This window comes from Citrobacter sp. FDAARGOS_156 (assembly GCF_001559235.2).
GTDB classification, from domain to species: Bacteria; Pseudomonadota; Gammaproteobacteria; order Enterobacterales; family Enterobacteriaceae; genus Citrobacter; species Citrobacter youngae.
Genome location: NZ_CP014030.2, coordinates 3,825,223 through 3,845,423, shown reverse-complemented (window position 1 = coordinate 3,845,423; position 20,201 = coordinate 3,825,223). Strand labels below are relative to the sequence as shown.

21 protein-coding genes are annotated in these 20,201 nt (G+C 52.3%); 5 read left to right on the top strand and 16 right to left on the bottom strand.

The window, feature by feature from the left end; translation table 11 throughout:
* Positions 1-56 precede the first annotated feature (56 nt).
* A complete protein-coding gene (gene stpA, locus AL515_RS18885) occupies positions 57-458 on the top strand; it encodes a DNA-binding protein StpA (protein WP_048212996.1) in 402 nt (133 codons plus the stop codon).
* 35 nt (positions 459-493) lie between these two features.
* Here the strand turns inward: stpA and AL515_RS18880 are convergent, their stop codons facing one another.
* The 3 genes from AL515_RS18880 to AL515_RS18870 form a co-directional block, all read right to left on the bottom strand.
* Positions 494-673, bottom strand: coding sequence for a hypothetical protein (locus AL515_RS18880; RefSeq protein ID WP_048212995.1), 180 nt, complete (start codon positions 671-673; stop codon positions 494-496).
* Positions 674-763: 90 nt separating this feature from the next.
* Complete coding sequence (locus tag AL515_RS18875) at positions 764-1,291, bottom strand: rhodanese family protein (RefSeq protein ID WP_061068431.1); 528 nt, start codon at positions 1,289-1,291, stop codon at positions 764-766.
* A 9-nt stretch (positions 1,292-1,300) separates the two neighbouring features.
* Positions 1,301-1,600, bottom strand: a complete 300-nt coding sequence (locus AL515_RS18870; protein WP_061068430.1) for an ArsR/SmtB family transcription factor — start codon at positions 1,598-1,600, stop codon at positions 1,301-1,303.
* 184 nt (positions 1,601-1,784) lie between these two features.
* On the opposite strand from AL515_RS18870, the gene AL515_RS18865 reads away from it, so the two are divergent.
* Together AL515_RS18865 and lysM are read left to right on the top strand one after the other, a co-directional pair.
* A complete protein-coding gene (locus tag AL515_RS18865) occupies positions 1,785-1,943 on the top strand; it encodes a YqaE/Pmp3 family membrane protein (protein WP_003037242.1) in 159 nt (52 codons plus the stop codon).
* Between the two features lie 95 nt (positions 1,944-2,038).
* Entirely contained in the window at positions 2,039-2,488 is a 450-nt protein-coding gene (gene lysM, locus AL515_RS18860; RefSeq protein ID WP_003037241.1) for a peptidoglycan-binding protein LysM, read from the top strand.
* 12 nt (positions 2,489-2,500) lie between these two features.
* Here lysM and csiR read toward each other — a convergent pair whose 3' ends face one another.
* From csiR to AL515_RS18815, 9 genes are all read right to left on the bottom strand, one after another.
* Positions 2,501-3,187, bottom strand: a complete 687-nt coding sequence (csiR, locus tag AL515_RS18855; RefSeq protein WP_016150866.1) for a DNA-binding transcriptional regulator CsiR — start codon at positions 3,185-3,187, stop codon at positions 2,501-2,503.
* A 45-nt stretch (positions 3,188-3,232) separates the two neighbouring features.
* On the bottom strand, positions 3,233-4,633 hold the full coding sequence (gene gabP / locus AL515_RS18850; RefSeq protein WP_061068429.1) for a GABA permease: 1,401 nt from the start codon (positions 4,631-4,633) through the stop codon (positions 3,233-3,235).
* Between the two features lie 142 nt (positions 4,634-4,775).
* Positions 4,776-6,059: a 4-aminobutyrate--2-oxoglutarate transaminase gene (gene gabT, locus AL515_RS18845; protein ID WP_061068428.1), complete on the bottom strand. Its 1,284-nt coding sequence runs from the start codon at positions 6,057-6,059 to the stop codon at positions 4,776-4,778.
* A gap of 25 nt (positions 6,060-6,084) precedes the next feature.
* Positions 6,085-7,533, bottom strand: coding sequence for an NADP-dependent succinate-semialdehyde dehydrogenase (gabD, locus tag AL515_RS18840; RefSeq protein WP_061068427.1), 1,449 nt, complete (start codon positions 7,531-7,533; stop codon positions 6,085-6,087).
* A 23-nt stretch (positions 7,534-7,556) separates the two neighbouring features.
* Entirely contained in the window at positions 7,557-8,825 is a 1,269-nt protein-coding gene (gene lhgO / locus AL515_RS18835; protein WP_061068426.1) for an L-2-hydroxyglutarate oxidase, read from the bottom strand.
* A gap of 19 nt (positions 8,826-8,844) precedes the next feature.
* Entirely contained in the window at positions 8,845-9,822 is a 978-nt protein-coding gene (gene glaH, locus AL515_RS18830; protein ID WP_048212987.1) for a glutarate dioxygenase GlaH, read from the bottom strand.
* Between the two features lie 239 nt (positions 9,823-10,061).
* On the bottom strand, positions 10,062-10,775 hold the full coding sequence (locus tag AL515_RS18825) for an MgtC/SapB family protein (protein ID WP_003037218.1): 714 nt from the start codon (positions 10,773-10,775) through the stop codon (positions 10,062-10,064).
* 31 nt (positions 10,776-10,806) lie between these two features.
* Positions 10,807-12,042, bottom strand: coding sequence for an MFS transporter (locus AL515_RS18820; protein ID WP_061068425.1), 1,236 nt, complete (start codon positions 12,040-12,042; stop codon positions 10,807-10,809).
* A gap of 12 nt (positions 12,043-12,054) precedes the next feature.
* Entirely contained in the window at positions 12,055-12,879 is an 825-nt protein-coding gene (locus AL515_RS18815; protein WP_049002292.1) for an MBL fold metallo-hydrolase, read from the bottom strand.
* Positions 12,880-13,213: 334 nt separating this feature from the next.
* On the opposite strand from AL515_RS18815, the gene AL515_RS18810 reads away from it, so the two are divergent.
* The gene (locus AL515_RS18810; RefSeq protein WP_061068424.1) at positions 13,214-15,388 is read left to right on the top strand and encodes an extracellular solute-binding protein; all 2,175 of its coding nucleotides are present in this window, start codon (positions 13,214-13,216) and stop codon (positions 15,386-15,388) included.
* Positions 15,389-15,440: 52 nt separating this feature from the next.
* Here the strand turns inward: AL515_RS18810 and AL515_RS18805 are convergent, their stop codons facing one another.
* Entirely contained in the window at positions 15,441-16,046 is a 606-nt protein-coding gene (locus AL515_RS18805) for a short chain dehydrogenase (protein WP_061068423.1), read from the bottom strand.
* 98 nt (positions 16,047-16,144) lie between these two features.
* Between AL515_RS18805 and AL515_RS18800 the strand changes: the two genes are divergently transcribed.
* On the top strand, positions 16,145-17,041 hold the full coding sequence (locus AL515_RS18800; RefSeq protein ID WP_048212985.1) for a LysR family transcriptional regulator: 897 nt from the start codon (positions 16,145-16,147) through the stop codon (positions 17,039-17,041).
* A gap of 91 nt (positions 17,042-17,132) precedes the next feature.
* Here AL515_RS18800 and AL515_RS18795 read toward each other — a convergent pair whose 3' ends face one another.
* The 3 genes from AL515_RS18795 to AL515_RS18785 are packed head-to-tail and all read right to left on the bottom strand — an operon-like array spanning position 17,133 to position 20,084.
* Positions 17,133-18,647 (bottom strand): tripartite tricarboxylate transporter permease, encoded by a 1,515-nt coding sequence (locus AL515_RS18795; RefSeq protein ID WP_061068422.1) that lies wholly within the window; start codon positions 18,645-18,647, stop codon positions 17,133-17,135.
* Positions 18,648-18,657: 10 nt separating this feature from the next.
* Complete coding sequence (locus AL515_RS18790) at positions 18,658-19,092, bottom strand: tripartite tricarboxylate transporter TctB family protein (protein WP_105242189.1); 435 nt, start codon at positions 19,090-19,092, stop codon at positions 18,658-18,660.
* Between the two features lie 14 nt (positions 19,093-19,106).
* Positions 19,107-20,084, bottom strand: coding sequence for a Bug family tripartite tricarboxylate transporter substrate binding protein (locus tag AL515_RS18785; protein WP_061068421.1), 978 nt, complete (start codon positions 20,082-20,084; stop codon positions 19,107-19,109).
* Positions 20,085-20,201 lie beyond the last annotated feature (117 nt).

Below are 20,201 nucleotides of genomic sequence, written 5' to 3'. Positions count from 1 at the left end.
TACAATTTGCTTCGTAATACCGATTTCTGTTTTTGCGTTAAAGAGGTTTTATTAATATGAGTTCAATGTTAAAAAACTTAAATAATATTAGATCGCTACGGGTCATGGCGCGTGAATTATCCGTCGAGGTTCTGGACGATATGCTGGAAAAACTTCGGGTAGTCACCAAAGAACGACGTGACGAAGAAGAACTGCTGCAGCGCCAACGTGCAGAACAGCAGGAAAAAATTAATACACTGCTGGCGATGATGAGAGCTGATGGGATTGATCCTGAAGAACTGTTGAGCATGTCGGCGGCAACATCGCGTTCGGTTAAGAAACGTCAGCCGCGTCCGGCGAAATATCGTTTTACGGATACTAATGGTGAAACAAAAACATGGACAGGACAAGGCCGCACGCCAAAGCCGATTGCACAGGCGCTGGCTGCCGGTAAATCTCTCGATGATTTTTTGATCTAATATCAATGCGGTGAGGGGAACCTCACCGCTTATTTTCAGCAGACGCCGAAATCGCCTTCTTCAGAATATCGCGTGACATCAGCAACTTTTAGGGTGTATTTTTCGCCACTTTCATTGCTGGCTTGTACCGCCACAATTTGATCGTCATTGACTTCAACAACCTTCAGTTTTGGACCGCCCATACGCGGTTGAACCAGATCGCCAGGTTTAAACATATTGTTGCGCTCCTTTATTTATCATTTATCGCAGAACTCACCATAGATCACGTCAACCGGCGGGTACAGTGCTGTTTCAATGATTACTGCTTAATGAGTACGTCGGTTCCAGGGCATTTTGTCCAGCAGACGCGCCATACCGCAGAAGCCAGTTACACCCGCAAGTACCAGCCCCGCACCGACAAAACCGCTGAGTAAGAAGAAGCCGCTGTTAACGGCGTAACCGAGAATGACGCCAAGCAAGGCAAGGCTACCTGCGGCTATCTGCACCTGACGCATCAGCGGTAACGGTTGTGAACTGTCTTTCGCCACCGGCAACCCTGCGGCTTTCCAGCCGTCAATTCCACCTTCCAGCAGCCAGACCTGCGCAGGCGCAGCAATGGCGCTCAGTTTTGTTGCCGCATTTTGTGTACGTTTGCCTGACTGGCAGTGAAAAATCACCTGCTCGGCGCGTAAATTCGCAGGCAGCGATCCCTGCTCAAGCGCGGGAAACGGTGCCAGATGAGCCTCAGGAATATGCTCGTGCAGATACTCGTCAGCGTCGCGGATATCAATCAGTTTTGCACCCTGTGCGACCAGTGTCTGCGCCTCGCGCGGGGAAATCGTCCCAATAGTCATGATGGCTCCTTATGGGCAATACAGTGTTTTTAATGTAGCGATCAGCGAATTCACGGCCGTATTTTTGATGGAGTACAGGATGCGCTGGGCATCGCGCTGGCTGTCTATCAGTCCTTCTTCACGCATACGCGCCAGATGCTGGGAAGTGGCGGAAGGGCTAAGGCCGGTAATACGGGCTAACTCGCCTGCGCTGGTACCGGGTGAACCGCAGAGCATGCACAAAATCAGCAACCGTTTAGGGTTACTCATCGCTTTTAGCAGGGTGGCAGCCTGTTCAGCACTGGCCTGGAGTTGTTCAAGTTCAGTCATATGTATTTAAGCATAATCTAAATTAAGTATATTCTAAAATAAATAACCAACGTACGCCAGCGTAAAGAGCGTAAAGGAGGGTAAAACAGCCGCGGAATGCTGGCGGAGTTGGGTAGAATGGCTACTCTTAGAGATAAAATCTCTTTTTAAACAATGATTAATTTTTTGCTTGTAGGGAGTGTGTATGGGTTTCTGGAGAATCGTTTTTACTATTATTTTGCCTCCGCTCGGCGTGTTGCTGGGTAAAGGATTCGGTTGGGCATTTATCCTCAATATCGTTCTGACGCTGCTGGGCTACATCCCAGGTCTGATCCACGCCTTCTGGATACAGACGCGTAACTAATTCCCCTTCTACAGCGGCGCTTTGGCGCCGTTTTCTTTGCGCCTCGTTCTCCTCTGCTACACTTTTGGGGTTGATTGTTAATTACCGAGGTGGATATGGGACTCTTCAATTTTGTAAAAGATGCGGGTGAAAAACTGTGGGATGCGGTCACTGGAAATCATGACACAGCCGATCTGGCAAAAAAAGTGCAGGAACATCTGAATAAAACCGGTATTCCGGATGCGGATAAAGTGGACGTCCAAATTAACGAAGGCAAAGCCACCGTTTCTGGTGATGGATTAAGTCAGGAAGCGAAAGAAAAAATCCTGATTGCGATTGGTAATATCTCTGGTATCGCCAGCGTCGATGATCAGGTTAAAACCTCTGCGCCCGCGAGCGAAAGCCAGTTTTATACCGTGAAATCAGGGGATACCCTGAGCGCGATTGCCAAACAGGTTTACGGTAACGCCAATTTGTATAATCAAATATTTGAAGCCAATAAACCGATGCTGAAAAGCCCGGATAAAATTTATCCCGGGCAGGTTTTACGTATTCCGGAGCAGTAATATTATTCAGGCTTATTCCGTCAGCAATTTACCGGACATCGCCTGTTGAATAATCGGAATCGGCGTCAGCAGGTGCTGGCGCATTAATTCGCTGGCGCGCGCGGCATCGCGTGCCAGAATAGCTTCGGTCAGTGTTTGGTGCTGATCGTGTTTGTCTTCCAGCATCTCCACCGACAGCACCGTTTTTCGCAGCCAGATAAACCGGTAGCGCGCCGCCAAATCGAACAGTCGTTCGCGCATTTGCAGCAGATATTGTGAACCGCAACCGGCGACAATCGCCGAGTGAAACGCCTGATGGCGCTGATCCCACTCGTCGAGCATCTGTTCGCTGGCATCAATGGCTTCAAGCTTACTAAGCATATGCGCGCGCGCCAGAATTTCAGCCTCCCAGGCGTCGTCGCCGCGTTCAATGGCCAGCGCGACCAGCATGGCTTCCATATTGGCGCGGGCATCGAAAATATCGAGCAACTCCTGCTCTGACATCGGGGCGACACGATACCCTTTCTGATTCACCACCGTCACCAACCGCTCGGCAACTAACTGCGAAAGCGCTTCGCGCAGTGGCCCAACGCCAAGATCATAACGCGAGGTCAGCAGGCTCATACGCAGTTTTTCATCAGGCTGATACACACCGCGGATGATGTCGTTCTTCAGCCAGCGGTATCCATCAATGGCCGTCGGTTGGGGAATGGCGGTCATGGTCATACTCCTGAAAGGATTTCCCGGCCTGCGCCGGGAACAGGTTTAATGCGTATTTTGCAATGGTACTTTTTGCCAAGATAGCAGTTTTTTCCAGCGTGACATAATGGGCACGGTGCAAATAATGCCTATGGCTAATAATCCGGTAGAGATAACTTCCAGCTGTTGTGCCGGGCGAAACAGCATGACCACCAGCACAAAGATAATAAACGCGATGACCAGCCAGGTAAGCCACGGATAGAGCCACATTTTCAGTTTAATTTCGCCGCCTCGCGCCAGCAGGATTTTGCGCATCCGCAGTTGAGAAACGGCAATGACCAGATAGACCAGCAGTGCGATGGCACCGGAACTGTCGATCAGGAATTTAAACACCTTGGCCGGGGCGTAATAGTTGACGATGACGGTGAGGAATGCCGCCCCGGTAGACAGCAACACCGCCACATACGGCGTTTTGCTGCGGTTTGTTTTACCCATAAAGGCGGGGGCATCGCCACGACGGCTCAGGGAGTAGAGCATGCGTGATGATGTATACAGCGCGGAGTTGAGACAGCTAGTCACCGACAGCAAAATGACGCAATCCATGATCAGTTTCGCGTGCGGAATATGCAGTAACTCCAGTACCGAGCGGTAAGAACCGACTTCTTTCAGTCCCGGCATGTTCCACGGGATCAGTGCCACCACCACAAAAATAGAGCACAGATAGAAGATGGAGATACGCCAGATAACCGAGTTGGTGGCGCGAACGATATGTTTATCCGGGGTATCGGATTCGGCGGCGGCGATCGTAACTATCTCTGCGCCCATAAAGGAGAACATGGTGATTAACATTGCGCTGATCACGGCGCCAAAACCGTTGGGCATAAAGCCGCCCTGATCCCACAGGCGCGAAACCCCGCTGACCTCAGCGTAGGGATAGAAGCCGCTAATCGCCGCTGCGCCGAGGGTAATAAACGCCAGAATGGCAACCACTTTGCACAGCGCCAGCCAGAACTCGAACTCACCGTAATTTTTGACGCTCAGCAAATTACTGCCGGTTAATGCCAGCGTGATAACCAAAGAAAACAGCCAGATGGGGATGCCAGGCACCCAGGAGTGCAGAATGATGGCGGCGATATTCGCTTCCAGTGGGATAACCAACACCCAGAACCACCAGTACAACCAGCCGATGGTGTAACCCGCCCAAGGGCCGATGGCCTTATCGGCGTAGGTGGAAAAAGAACCGGTATCCGGTGTGGCGACGGCCATTTCGGCCAACATGCGCATAATCATCACCACCAGCAATCCGGCGAACAGATAGGCTAATAATACTGCGGGACCGGCTTCTGCTATCGCCACGCTTGAACCGACAAACAGACTTGCGCCGATTACCCCGGCAATAGACAGCATGGTGACGTGGCGTGATTTCAGCCCGCCCCCTAAATCATGTGATTGTGACAGTTGCCCCATCTTTAAACCTCTCGAAAGTATTTCACTTGGGAGAGCACCCCGGCATTCCCGCGCCGGGGCACGCGTATTATTGTTATTGACCCTGTTTGCCGGATGGCGGCTCCGCCTTATCCGGCTTAAAACTCCCCGTTTTGATACGGGTTTAACCCTGTTTTGCCTCGGCAAAACACTGGGCGATAATGTCCAGCCCCTGGCGGATTTGCGCATCTTCAATGGTCAACGGGACAAGGATGCGCAGCACGTTGTAGTAAGGCCCGCAGGAGAGCAGGATCAGCCCTTTATCTCGCGCACGCGCGACAATTTCGGCGGTCAGTTTAGCGTCTGGTTTCGTGTGGTCGCCATCTTCGAACAGTTCGATAGCAATCATCGCCCCCAGCCCGCGTACGTCGCCAATCTCGCGGTGGGTTTCCGCGATAGCCAGCAGGCCTTCACGCAGGGTTTTCCCCAGATCGTTGGCTTTTTGCAGCAGATTTTCCTGCTCGAAAATGTTCAGTACCGCCAGCGCGGCGGCACAGGCAATCGGGTTACCGGCATAGGTACCGCCCAGACCACCCGGTGGAATAGCGTCCATGACGTCGGCGCGTCCGGTCACACCTGCGAGCGGGAAGCCTCCGGCGATGGATTTAGCGAAGGTGGTGAGATCGGGCGCAACGCCCATCTGCTCCATGGCAAACAACGTACCGGTACGACCCGCGCCGCTCTGTACTTCATCGGCAATCAGCATGATCCCGTGTTCGTCACAAATGGCGCGCAGGCGCTGCATAAAGGCCGGCGAGGCGGCGTAAAAACCCCCCTCGCCCTGAACGGGTTCAATCACGATGGCGGCAACGTCTTCCGGCGCGGCATCGTTTTTGAAGATGCGATGAATGCTGGCGATAGCATCGTCGTCACTGATGCCGTGCAGCGGGCACGGGTAAAGCGCGCGATACACGTGGCCCGGCATCAGTCCCATTCCGGCAGAGTATGGGTTCACTTTCCCTGTCAGCGACAGGGTGTAGTGGGTACGGCCGTGGTAAGCACCGCTAAAGGCGATGGTCCCGGTACGTTTGGTGGCGGCGCGAGCGATTTTTACCGCGTTTTCCACCGCTTCGGAGCCGGTGGTGACCAGCAGTGTTTTCTTGGCGAAATCACCCGGCACTTTCTTGTTCATGATTTCGCACAGCTCCAGGTATGGCTCATAGGCCAGTACCTGGAAACAGGTATGGGACAGCTTTTTCAACTGCGCTTCTACCGCAGAGACAATCTGCGGATGCAGGTGCCCGGTATTCAACACTGCAATACCTCCGGCAAAATCGAGGAATTCACGGCCTTCAACGTCCCAGACCCGACAGTTTTCTGCACGCTCGGCGAAAATTGGATGGATCTGGCCTACGCCACGGGGAACGGCGTTGCTGCGACGTTGCATGAGTTCTTTGTTGGTGCTCATCAGGTGTTCTCCAGTATTTATTTTATTAAAGGCCGATACACATATATTTGATTTCTAAGTAGTCTTCGATGCCGTACTTTGATCCTTCACGGCCAAGACCGGAGGCTTTGATTCCCCCAAACGGGGCGACTTCGTTGGAGATAATGCCGGTGTTAATCCCGACGATGCCGTACTCCAGCGCTTCGCCAACGCGGAAGACGCGGCTCAAATCACGGGCGTAGAAATAGGCGGCCAGACCAAACTCGGTGTCGTTGGCCTGAGCGATGACGTCGGCTTCGTCTTTAAAACGAAACAGCGGAGCCAGCGGTCCGAACGTCTCTTCTTTGGCGACCTTCGCGTTGTCAGGCACATCTACCAGAATGGTGGGCTGGAAGAAGTTACCGCCGAGCGCATGAGGTTTACCGCCCGCGATAATGCGCGCGCCTTTATCCAGCGCATCGGCGATGTGTTCCTGCACTTTGGCAACCGCTTTATCGTCGATCAGCGGTCCGGTAGTGACGTCAGGTTGCAGACCATCGCCGAGGTGCAGCTTGCTCACAGCCTGCTGAAGTTTTTCGGCAAAACGCTCATACACGCCGTCCTGCACGTACAGGCGGTTGGCACAAACGCAGGTTTGCCCGGCATTACGGAATTTCGAGGCCAGCGCACCTTCCACGGCTTTATCAAGATCGGCATCGTCAAAGACGATAAACGGCGCATTGCCGCCCAGTTCCAGCGATACCTTTTTGATGTCTTTGGCGCACTGCTGCATTAACTGACGGCCAATTTCGGTTGAGCCGGTAAACGACAGCTTGCGTACCAGCGGGTTGCCAGTCAGCTCATTACCGACCGCGCTCGCAGAACCGGTCACCACGCTGAAAACACCTGCCGGGATCCCGGCGCGATTAGCCAGCTCTGCCAGCGCCAGCGCGGAGAATGGCGTCTGGCTGGCGGGTTTAAGCACCATCGTGCAACCTGCCGCCAGCGCCGGACCGGCTTTGCGGGTGATCATCGCCGCCGGGAAGTTCCACGGCGTAATCGCGGCGGTAACGCCGATCGGCTGCTTGATGACGATCAGGCGTTTGTCGGCCTGATGGCCAGGGATCGTATCGCCATAAATGCGTTTGCCCTCTTCGGCAAACCACTCAATAAAGGAAGCGGCGTAGGTGATTTCGCCTTTGGCTTCCGCCAGCGGTTTGCCCTGTTCCAGGGTCATCAGACGGGCGAGATCGTCCTGATGTTCAATCATCAGGTTGAACCAGCGGCGCAGGATGTTGGCCCGCTCTTTGGCGGTTAGCGCCCGCCACGCGGGCAGGGCGCGATTCGCGGCTTCAATGGCTTCGCGGGTTTCATCTGCCCCCATTTTCGGTACGCTACCTAATTTCTGACCGTTGGCGGGGTTGGTCACCGCGAGGGTCTCGCCGCTGTTGGCGTCACGCCAGTGGCCGTCGATCAATGCCTGCTGGCGAAACAAGGTGGGATCGTTAAGTTGCATAATTGCTTCCTGTCTTAAAAAGGTTAACGGGTGAATGCGGCGTGTAATGTCTCCACGCTACGTGCCGCACGCAGCGTGCGTCCGGGATTACTCTGGTTCTCCAGCAGCGCATGAACTTTGCTGACAATATGTGCGCCAATAGGGATTGCCGATGTTGCCGCCGGAGAAGGGGCGTTACAGGTGTGAATCGAACGCGGCGTGGTGACAAACAGGAAATCGTCAATCAGCTTGCCGTCCGGTGACACCGCCTGTGCCCGCACGCCTGCAGGCCACGGTTGCAGATCCTTAAGCGTCAGACTCGGGCAATACTTTTGTACCAGCCGCAGATAACCGCTTTTGCACAGCGAGTTCTTCATTTCGCCAAGCCCGGATCGCAGATTGTTTTGCAGCACGCGGCGAATACCAGAAGAGCCGAGGATCTCCAGCGTATCGCTGAGCGAGAAGTCACGCTTACGGTAGCCTTCACGTTTAAATGCCAGCACGGCGTTGGGGCCGACCGTGACGCTGCCGTCAATCATCCGGGTCAGATGAACACCGAGAAACGGCATCGCCGGATCGGGGATCGGGTAGATCAGATGGTTAACTATCTGATTATGTTCTGGCGCCAGGCGGAAATATTCGCCACGGAACGGACAGATGATAAAGCCAGGTTCAACGCCGAGCATTTTCACCAGTCGGTCCGCCATCAGGCCAGAACAACTAATCAGCGTCGCGCCTTCATATTCCTGGCCCTGACGGGTATGGACAATCACGCCCGCAGCGTGCTCTTTCAGCGCGCTGACTTCGGCGTTATAAACAATCTCGCCACCTTTGGCCTGGAAAATCTTCGCCATCGCGGCGGTGACTTCGCGGTAGCTAACAATCCCGCTCGACGGAACAAAAATCCCGCCCAGCCCGGTAATGTTTGGCTCACGCTCACGCAATTCTTTGGCGTTTAACCACTCGCGCTCTAAACCGTTAGCGGCAGTGCGATCCCATAACGCGCGCATCCGCTCCATTTCCAGCTCTGAGGTGGCGACCAGCATCTTTCCGCAGACGTCATAGCGGATGCCGTTTTGGTCGCAAAAGGCTTTGGTGGCGCGATTTCCGGCCAGGCAAAACTGCGCCTTCAGGCTGCCGGGAGTGTAATAGACCCCGGCATGAATGACACCGCTGTTGTGGCCCGTCTGGTGGCAGGCCGGGCCGGACTCTTTTTCCAGTAGCGCGATTCTGGCGTCCGGATAGACATCAATCAGTTGCATGGCGGTCGACATGCCGATAATGCCGCCGCCAATAATCACAAAATCATACATCCGCTTTTTTCCTTCGCGCTTACTGATGAGTCTGGTAGTGGTTTGTCGCGTAAGCGAAATAGCCACGCTGGCGCATCAGTTCGCGGCGCAGGTCTGGGTGCGAGGTGAAACGATCGCGACCGTGCAGCCAGAACAGGTTGTTGATCAACAGGAATTTACCCACTGAAACCGGTACGGAAATAATACTTTTGCTGGTTTCCAGCGCGTCGGACAGGTCGCTCAGCCAGACGCCTTCTTCATAGTCTTTTGGCTGGACGAACTGGTCGATGTAGCGCATCACCGGACGACCCTGCTGGTCAACGTCAAATACCGGATGGAACACGTCCTGGCTCACGTTTTTGCTTGGCGGCGCGGCAAAGCGCATGGGGCGACGCGCCAGCGGATGGGTAAAGTACTGATCCAGATGTTCCCAGTCGTCAAGGTGCAGCAGCAGCGAGTTACCGCCGGTCATGTTCTGCTCGTCAATCTTCATCATCAGCACATAGTCGGTGATCTCTTCGAGGTAGGTTCCGTCGTTGTGTAGCTCCATAACACGGTGCGGCTGGCGCAGATAGCTGTCTGAGTTATCAACGTTTTTTACCACGAAGCGCGCATAGTACTGACCGCTCATCGCATCAAAATTGGAGCGTCCGATAAGATGCGCTACCGCCGTCGCCAGCTTGACCATCTCTTCCGCCTGCGCTACATCATCCACGCCCACGGCATTGATCAGCAGTGCGCCTTCGGCACGATCGAGCAACGTTTTCAGCAACAGAGGCTGCAACTGATTGCCGCACAGGTCATCGAGGATTTTGCCGACTTTGAAGCGCAAGAAAGATTTGTATTCCAGGGCCTGTACCGGCCACTGCGCCACGGCCTGCAGAAATTGCTCAGTGGTCTCAGCGGAAAAAGTCAGCTCCAGCAGGCGTGGGGACTGGGCTGATGGTTTCAGCGTGAAACCGCTGTAGTGCTGGGCTGGATCTTCAGCGTTCGGTTTTACGGCAGTCAGTGCGTTCATCAAATCGTTCCTCTCAGTAGATTGTCAGGGAGATATGGCGCAGCTCGTTTCGTAGCCATAAATTAAAAATATCTACATTTTTGAAAAACGCGCACAGAATGAGCTTGTTTGTTTACTATTTGTGATCAAAAACAACAAATATTTAACATTGAAAAAGGTAGGGATTTAAAGCGAAGTGGGGATAGAACGGTTTTCTCAGGGGTAAAACCCCCTGATTTTAAAGTGGAAAGTAAAGTCTCTTAATGTTCAAGGGCGATAGCGCAGACGTGTTCAACATGGGTGAGATCGTGGTACAAGTCGGGCAAGGTCATCTTCTTACGAATTACGATTTTGAGATTAACCTCAATTTTACCCTTCTTAATATCCCTGATCGTTATGTTTTCAATAATGTTTTTCTGCTGATGGATGCGGGTTATCAGATTTTCGAGTGCATCGCGTTCATCAAGAATAACCCGGACTTTTACTTTTCCGGGAAACTGGTTTTTAGTCTGTAAGAAAATAATGAACGGGCTTAGTTTGATTGCCAATAAAAATAAAGCCGTGGCAAAAAAAGCATGAAAATAAAAACCGGCTCCACAGGTGATTCCCACCCCAGCAGATGCCCAGACAATTGCCGCAGTAGTGAGACCAGAAATAGCATCGTCGTGTCGGTGCAGAATGACTCCCGCACCGAGAAAACCAACGCCGCTGATAATCTGAGCCGCCAGGCGCATAGGATCGCTACGGATGTTCATCGAAATTTCAGCATAGTATTCCGCAGATTGTATTGATACGACAGTTAACACACAGCTGGCTACGGATAAAATAACGCAAGTTTTGAAGCCGACCGGTTTCCCTTTCGATTCTCTTTCCAGGCCAATAATGCCACCCAGAATAAATGCAATGCTGATTTTGATGATCGTAGTTAAAGGCAACAATCCTTGCTCATTGATGATGGCGGCCAGATTATTCATGCAATTACCTTAATGAAAGAGTCTTTAACGATCAGGAGTTTGCTTTTTTCAATGGGAGGTCTGCTTTGCGTTTTGAAATATCGTCCCGGAAGAATATCAGGAAGAATACGCTGACCACTGCGGCAACGCCTGCTGAAACCAGCCAGAATGTTTCCCATTGCGGTAACGCCTGTGGGCCTTGTTCCGTCACGGTGTTGTTAAAGATTTGCCCGCATACGGTAGAGGCAAACAGCAAACCGACGCCGTTGGAGACGATGAATCGTAAACTTTGGGCTTGGGCTTTAATCTCTGGCGCGGCTTTACGGTCAACATAAATGTCGCCCACGGTAAAGAAGAAGTCCCAGCAGAATCCCTGCAACATCAGACCGATCAGCACAAACATCATGTTGGCATCCAGCGAGGCATGAGCAAACAACAGTGTGCGGATGATCCAGCAAACGGCGCCCAACATGAGAGTAATTTTGAAGCCGGCTTTCAGTAAGAAAAACGAGAGCAGGAACATAAAAATGACTTCACAGGCGATGCCGACCTGCATCATTGACGCGGCGTTATCGAATCCAAGCGCTTTTAAAAAGACCGGGATATAGGCGGAATAAGCCGTTTTGGGGATCATCAGGACAAAAATGCTGAGCATCAAAACCGAGAAACTGCGGTCCTTGAAGAGTGCCAGAGCGTCCAGACATAACAGATCGCGGAGTGTAAATACGCTTCCTTTTGCTTTCGGTGGGGTGTTTGGCAACGTAAAGCAGTAAAGGCCGAGCACGACACCGGAGGCTGACGCAATATACCAGGTGATGGTATTTCCGGAATAGCCCATTTCACCAATAATAAAACCGATGACCATAAAGCCAAATGTGCCGAACACACGAATAAAGGGGAAGTATTTCACCCCGTTAATGTGGCTGAAACTGATGCTGTTAGCCAGCGCCGTTGTTGGATAAAACAGCAGACCAACCAGGAAGATCATGGTCAACGTCATACCCGTGTTTTGTGCCTCAATAAATTGTGGAACAAACAACAGTACGCCAGCATTAATTAAATGCAGGATCGCCATGACTTTTTGTGACGAAAAGAAACGGTCGGCTACCATGCCAATAAAGAGTGGCGAAAGAATGGTCGCCAGACCAAGCAAAGCATAAGATGAGCCAATAATGGTCGCCATACCATAGGTACTTAATACCAGTCCCATGGTCATATTCCAGGCGCCCTGCATGAAATATTGTATGAACATCATAACCAGCAGGCGTGGTGTTTTATTCAGGTCCATATTGCATATCCTTTATTGGTTGATGCTCAGGTTAAGCCCATCCCAGGCGACAAGAATGTTCTCTTTGTCGCACGCCGCTACGAGATCGTCGTGCAGTAGACCGCCGCTGTGTGAGACATGCGAGACGATGAGTTGGCTATTTTTCTCAAGGCAGCCCAGTTCTGCAAGCCTGTCTCTGGCGGCGAAAACAGTTTCCAGACTCATGTGGTTATTTGTACGGTTATCACCATTAAAACCGTAGGTACATTCCAGCACCGTTAAATCGATCTTTTTCCCTTTCAACCATTGCCAGGTGAGTTCAGGGAACCAGCCCGAATCATGTCCATAGAAAATTGACTGACCGTCTTTTTCGATAAACCAGGTATAACAAAGCTCCCATTTGGCATGGTTCGCCAGCAGTGGAGTGATTCGGTATCCGCGGGTTTCAACGGTTACGAAGGGAACCAGGCAATGAAAGGCAAATCTTTCTGCGCTGTAGCCAGGTAACACTTGTGCCGCGCCGTTAATCGCACGGTCATTACCAAAAATGTGCAACGGATGAGTAATCTCAAATCCGTACCCTTCCATTCGGCTAAAAAGATCGCCGACGTTGAAATGATCGGGATGTGTATGCGTGAACAGCAGCGATTTGATCTCTGTTGCGTCCAGGCCATCTCGCAGCAGTTGCTGAGTGAATTCAGGCGCGACATCAATCAACAGTTCATCGTCGATGATCGCTGAGGAGTGCGTGCGTATGTCTTTGCCTTTACGAATACGGGCTTGCTGACAGTGCTCACAACGGCAAAAAGGATTGGGTATCCCTTCGGATGCCGCGGTTCCCAGAAAATGAATATTCATGTTTCCCTCTTGATCAAAACAGAGTGTTGTTTTTTGAACGAAAATGCAATGAAATGTAATTGGAACGTGTCAATTATCATCCTGCGACTTCAAGGCAACAACGATCTTTTGTTGTAGAAGTGATCCTCTTCAAGAATTTATTGGTTTATTTTTATATTTCATGTGGTTGTAATTTTTGATTCATGTCTTCATGCTATGTGGGGTTGAGAGGTGGTTATAAGAATGTGTTGATAAAATGCACTTTTTAATATTGTAACGTTCAAATTATCTTGCTGAAGATAGTTTCCTGATGAGCGCCGTGCTAGCATCAAAGCATCAGGGGAAGGATGTAAAAATGCCAACTATCAAAGACATAGCAAGAATTGCCGGTGTGTCGCATGGGACTGTCTCGAATGTGCTCAATGGCAGAGGAAATGTAAGCGTTGAGAAGATTGAAGCGGTTCAACGTGCGGCCCGAGAAGTTGGCTATCAGTTGAATGCGCAGGCGCAATCATTGAGAGCCAGCAAAAGTCAGGGAGTGGCCTTGATTCTGCCCGACATCAATGCGGAACGTTACTATCAACTCTATCGGGGATTACACCAGGCCTGGCAACCTTCACTCAGCGAACCGGTTGATCTTTACCTGACTAATGATTTGCCCAATCTGGAACTGGATATTTTGCAAACACTGGCGGCAAAGTCTTACCAGGCTATTGTCACCGTGAGTTGCCTGGTCAACAGCCAGCCCTATTACGATATGCTCAGGCTCTCCCCGGAGAATGTGTTTTTTGCGTATCGCCAGCCAGCCGGTGCAGTTTGTTATTTTAGCCTTGACTATGTGACCGCAGGGGAAGAAACCGCAAGAAAGGCACTGGTGCAGCAGCCTGGTCATATTGGTGTTTTCTGCGAACCGCTGGAATTTGCCCACAGCGCACGCTTTACTCAAGCGATACAGAAGGTATGCCGGGAGTTAAGTCCGCACACAAAGCTTACGGTTATACCTGCGCATGCCAGTGAAGTTAACACCGTCGCGTTTGACTTTTTCCGGGGGGCGATACCCGATCTGTTTATTGTTCAGGACAGTGAGAAGACGCGTGCGTTGACGCAAGCGTCCTGGTTTGGGAGTTCTCAGTCCTGCCCGCCGATAGTACAACTGAGTGATAATCTTCCTGCATCTTTTGATGGAATCACCAGCTATCAGATGGATTATGCCCGCCTGGGGACAACTATTGCTTCATGTATTCGCCAACCCAAAAGTAAAGAGAAGCACCGTATTCTGACGAATTGCGGTTTTTCCTGGAATGGACAATACGCTCCGCCTCATGAGACGGAGGCGACGCTGAATATGTTAATTTTGCCCAGCCCTTCGACCGATGCGCTGAAGAAACTGTTACCTCACTTTTATCGCCAGACCGGTATTAAGGTTAATCTTGCGGTTTATCCGTATGATGAGGTTTTTGAAATTCTCTCTCATCTTCACCTGCACCCTTATTACGATTTACTGCGAATCGATATGGCGTGTTTTCCCTGGTTTGCAGAAAAAGCATTATTGCCGCTGGAGTCGGTCTCCCCCGAGCTCCCGTTATTGCTGGATAACTTCTCTGAGCAAATTAAGCAGCACTTCAGCCAGGTGAATGGGACTGCGTGGGCAATTCCCTTTGATGCCAGTATGCAGCTTCTGTTTTATCGACGAGATCTGTTTGAAGATGCGACGATTAAACGGATGTTTTATGAATCAACAGGAAAAGAGTTAACGCTACCAGAGAATTTCGCACAATTTGATGAGATTGCCGCTTTCTTTAGTCAACTGCATCAGCCAGAAAACAGACAGCGCCCGATGGGCACGGCAGTGACGTTGGGCAGTTCAGGACTTATCGCCACTGAGTACTTGCTGCGTTACTACGCGTTAGGGGGACGATTGGTGCGTGAGGGCGAGCCGGTACAACTTGATGCTTCGCTTGCTGCCGCTGCACTCGAAGAATATCTGCACCAGTTGTCTATCGCCGTGAATCTCCCTGGTGAGTGGTGGAGTGATGCGGTTAAACAGTTTGAGCGTGGAAATCTCGCCATGCTGATTATGTATCTCAATTTGTTTAACGATGTTGCGCATACGACCATCGCCCCCACGATCGGCTATGCTCCCGTTCCGGGGCAGCTTCCACAATTGGGCGGTGGCTCTATTGGAATGTCTCGCTACAGTAAGAAGAAAAAACAGGTTGAGCAGTTTTTTCATTGGCTTTATTCCGATGAAATTTCGCGCCATCTGGTTCTATTGGGGGGCAACAGCGCCTGGTCTGGAATATGTCACGATCAAAATGTTCTCAATCTCTACCCGTGGTTTAATTTACTGAATGAAAAAGGCATGACGGGAATACGGGAGTCTCAGGGAAGTAAAGGTGAGTCTTTTAACCTGCGACAGGCAGAGATTATTATCGGGCAAGGCGTGACGAATGCGATTAACGGCATTATGGACGTCACGCAGGCCGTGGAATACATCAATGCGCGGATCAGAAACGAAACGGGTGCCTGAAATATGCGACTCCTCGCCTCTTACTGATGACGTAAGAGGCGAGAAAAAGCGGTTAACAGTAACCCACTTTATAAATACGTCCGGTTTGAATGCCTTCCACGCTGCGGCGGTAAGCGTTGGCCACAGTTGCCGCTGGCACACTTTCAAAGCCTGGGAAGAATCCATCGTAGGCTTCAGCAGATTCACTCAGTACGGTCGGGCTTATCAGGTTAATACGCTGACCACGTTCCAGCTCACAGGCAGCCGCGCGCACAAATCCTTCCAGCCCGGCATTGATCGTTGCCGCATTTGCCCCCTGGGCAATGGGCTCATGGGCGATAATGCCGCTGATAAGCGTAATGGAACCGCCATCATTCAGGTAATGTTGCCCGGTTAAGGCCAGACGCACCTGGCCTAACAACTTATCCTGCAGGCCCTGATTAAATTCACTGTCAGTCATCGTTGATAGCGGGCCAAAGAACAGATTGCCGGTGGCGGAAACAATCGCATCCACGCGTCCAGTTTTTTCAAATAGCGCCTGTACGCTCTCTTGTGAGGTGATATCGACCTGGTAATCACCCTGCGTGCGGCCCACGCGGATAACCTCATGTTTACGGCTCAACGTCTCTGTGACTGCACGACCCACTGTACCGCTGGCACCAATAATGACGATTTTCATAACCACCTCCGCAATAGTGTGAGCCGCTATTCTTTAATGAAAATGAAATCAGATAAACTGGCTAAAAGTTAGATGATTACTAACCAGAGGTTTGCAATATGGATAAGCTGCGCAGCATGGAAACGTTTATCGCGGTGGTGGAAAGTGGAAGCTTTACCGGTGCGGCAACGCGACTGGAGATATCTGCGGTGATGGTGGGGAAATATATCGCCCTGCTGGAAGCGCAGCTCGGTACGCGTCTGCTGGAACGTAACACACGCCGTCAGAGTCTGACCGACGCCGGGCGCGTCTATTTTGAAGAAGCCCGTCGCGTGCTGGAGCAGGTATCGATAGCCGAACGTTCGGTAGAGCGTCTGCGGCTGGCACCAGCAGGGACGCTACGCATCAGCGCGCCCACCTCCTTTGGCGCCTGTGTTATCTCGCCGCTGGCCGCGGGTTTTTTGCAAACCTGGCCAGAGGTACGCATTGAGTTAGATCTGACTAACCGAATGGTGGATCTGGTCGATGAAGGGGTCGATCTGGCGATACGTATTGGTGATATTCATCAGACGGATGTGGTGGCGAAATATCTGTGTCCGTACCGTATGGCCATCTGTGCGTCGCCGGACTATCTTGCCCGATACGGCACTCCTCGAACGCCCGTGGATCTGGTGGATCATCTGTGTTTGTCGCATACCGTGTGGACGGCACGTAATGAATGGAAACTGCCGGGTGTGGCGGGTGAGGTCAGGTGGAAACGTGATGCGATTCTACGCTGTAATGATGGCCACGGCCTGCGTATGGCGGCGGTAGCGGGAGCCGGGCTGCTGTTACAACCAGAGGTTTTATTGGCAGAAGAGCTCGCGAATGGTCGGCTGGTCCGGGTGCTGGAGGGGTTTACGCCAGAGCCTCGGCCAATTCATTTGTTGTGGCGCCAGGATTTGCGCCCACTGCCCAAGCTGACGCAGTTTGTTGAACATGTGCTGGAAGGAACGCTGGGGCTGCGCGGAAAATAAAAATGCCGGATGGCGTTGCGCTTATCCGGCCTACAACCGAGCCAAATTGTAGGCCGGATAGGGCGCAATAGCGCCGCCATCCGGCAATTTGTTAGCCGATGTCCACCTGCGGCTTATTGTTGCGTTTGCGGATCAGGCGCAGCACTGGCGGGATAACGATAACCATGACCGCCATCAGCAGCAGGACTTTCGCCACGCCGCTGGCCCACAGAATATCCATGCTGCCATTACTGATGGACAGGGCGCGACGCAGGTTCTGCTCCAGCATTTCCCCGAGCACAAATCCGAGAATTAACGGAGACATCGGGAAGTGCATTTTACGCAAAATGTATCCCAGTACGCCGAGACCGACCATCAGTACCAGATCAAAGGTCGTACTGTGGACGGCATACACGCCGACCGCCGAAACCGCCGCAATGGCCGGAACCAGGAACCACAGCGGAATGGTCAGCATGCGGGTGAACAGACCGATTAACGGAATGTTCATCACCAGCAGCATCACGTTGGCAATCAGCAGCGCCGCAATCAGTCCCCAGACGATATCCGGTTGTTCGGTGAACATTGCCGGGCCTGGCGTGATGTTGTACAGCGTCAGCGCACCCATCATTACCGCCGTGGTGCCCGAACCTGGTACGCCGAGCGTCAGCATTGGGATAAACGAGCCACAGGCCGAGGCATTGTTGGCCGCCTCAGGTGCGGCAACACCACGAATGTCCCCCTTCCCAAAGCTGTCGCTGTTACCGCTGAGCTTCTTCTCGGTCATGTAGGTGATAGCACTGGCGATGGTGGCCCCGGCGCCGGGCAGGACGCCGACGAAAAAGCCAATCACCGATGAGCGCAGCGTTGTGCCTACGCACTGCATACCTTCTTTGGCATTGAACAGCATACGGCCCGTTTTACGTACCAGCGTTTGGCCACTGCTGGTATGTTCCAGCATTAATAATATTTCTGAGACAGAGAACAGCCCAATCACTACCACGATAAATTGCACACCGTCGGAGAGATGAACACTGTCAAAGGTGAAGCGATAAACCCCGGTGTTGGCGTCTACGCCGACGGTCGCGAGTCCGAGACCGATAAGCGCTGCCAGAAATGATTTCAGTGGGTTCTGCGCCATCATGCTGCCGAGACAGGCAATGGCGAAGACCATTAAGGCAAAGTATTCTGCAGGACCGAATGACAGCGACCATTGTGCTAACGCCGGGGCAAACAGAATGATGCCGCCGATAGCGATAAGCGAACCGAAGAAAGAACTGACCGCTGAGATAGAAAGCGCCACGCCGCCGCGTCCCTGTTGGGCCATTGGATAGCCGTCAAGGGCGGTCATAATGGCTGCCGCATCGCCAGGAACATTGAGCAGGATAGAGGAGATGCGTCCGCCGTACTCGCAGCCGATATAAACAGTCGCCAACAGGATCAGCGCAGATTCCGCAGGGAGATGCAAAGCGAAGGCCAGCGGCAGCAGGATCGCCACGCCATTGATCGGCCCCAGGCCAGGCAGCAACCCAACGATGGTGCCGACAAAGCAGCCGATCAAGGCAATAACCAGGTTTTCCGGCGTCATCGCCACTGCGAAACCCTGAGAAAGATAAATCCAGGTATCCATCGTTTCTCCGTTAACCCAGCCAGGCGCCGAGTGGTAAGGTGACGTCAAGCAGTCGGTCGAAGGCGTACCACAACAGAATGCCGAGAACCGAACCGGAAATGCCCGCTGCCGGGATGGTTGCGCCGAACAGCATGCCAATCACCACGGTGAGAATGGCAGTGGCAATGGGAAAGCCCAACCATTCAAACCCCCAGGCGTACATCAGCAGCACAATCACCATCGTGAGCAACTTTTGCAGCACGTGGCGGCGAGGCCAACTGATGGTGTCCGGGTGGCGCAACAGCAGCGCGACGGCACACAAGAGCATCAAGCTAATAATGCCAAGCGGAAAGGGACGCGGCCCAACGGGTTCATAGCTGTATTCGCTGCTGATTTGCCAGGCCACGAACAGCCCGGCTATACAGAGCAACAGCCAGATACCCGCGAAAATACGATCGCTCATCATCTTTGCCCCCGGGCTTATTTCGCCAGACCGAAGGCTTTTGCCTGCTCACGATAATCGGTGACCTGTTTCTTCACGTAGTCATCGAGTTGCTTACCGCTCATGTTGAACTCGAACAGGCCACGCAGATCACGCTGCTTTTTAAATTCGTCGGTCTGTTGGAGCTTATTAAAGGCATCAACCCACCACTGGTAATCCGCATCGCTCACTTTTGGCCCAACGTAGAAGCCACGAATAATCGGCCAAACAAGGTCATAGCCCTGCTCTTTGGCGGTAGGGACATTGGCTAACTGGCCCGGCAGACGTTCATCAGAGAACACCGCGAGTACGCGGATCTTGTCGCCGCTGAGATAGGGCACCATTTCACTGAGATCGCCGGAAACCACCTGGACGTGATTGCCCATCAACGCGGTCACCGGTTCGCCACCCCCCTCAAAGGCGACGTAGCGCATTTTGTGCGGATCGACGTTGGCTTTTTGCGCCAGCAGCGCCGACTTCATCCAGTCCTGGCTACCGATAGAAGCACCCGCGCCAATCACCACGCTGTTGGGATCTTTCTCCATGGCAGTCAGCAGGTCTTTCAGCGTCTTCCAGGGGGAATCACTACGCACGGCAATCATGCCGTAGTCAGTGCCTACACTTGCCAGCCAACGCACGTCATCGACGCCATAGCGGCCGAATTTACCTTGCGACAGATTTAGCAGGGAGCCGCCGGAGAAGGCCACGACGGTTCCGGCTTCGGCAGGACGTTGCGCGACGATAGCGTTATAGGCCACGGCACCCACGCCACCGGGCATATAGGTCACGCGCATCGGTTTTTCGATGGCGCCAGTTTCCATCATGCTCACCTGAATCAGCTTACAGGTGAGGTCGAACCCACCGCCGGGTTTTGCCGGAGCAATGCATTCGGTGCGCGATGGCGCTTGTTCGGCTAAAGCAGAAGTACTCATCAATAAAATGCTTGCAGTAAGGGTACGAAGTAATTGTTTTTTCATTGTTTATCCTCACGCCGGAAAACCGGATTTTCGGGTACGGAAGAAGATTTTTGTGATTATGTGAGCCGATGTGTAGCAGTTCGGTTGCGTGATTGTTAAAACATTAACCTTTCAATT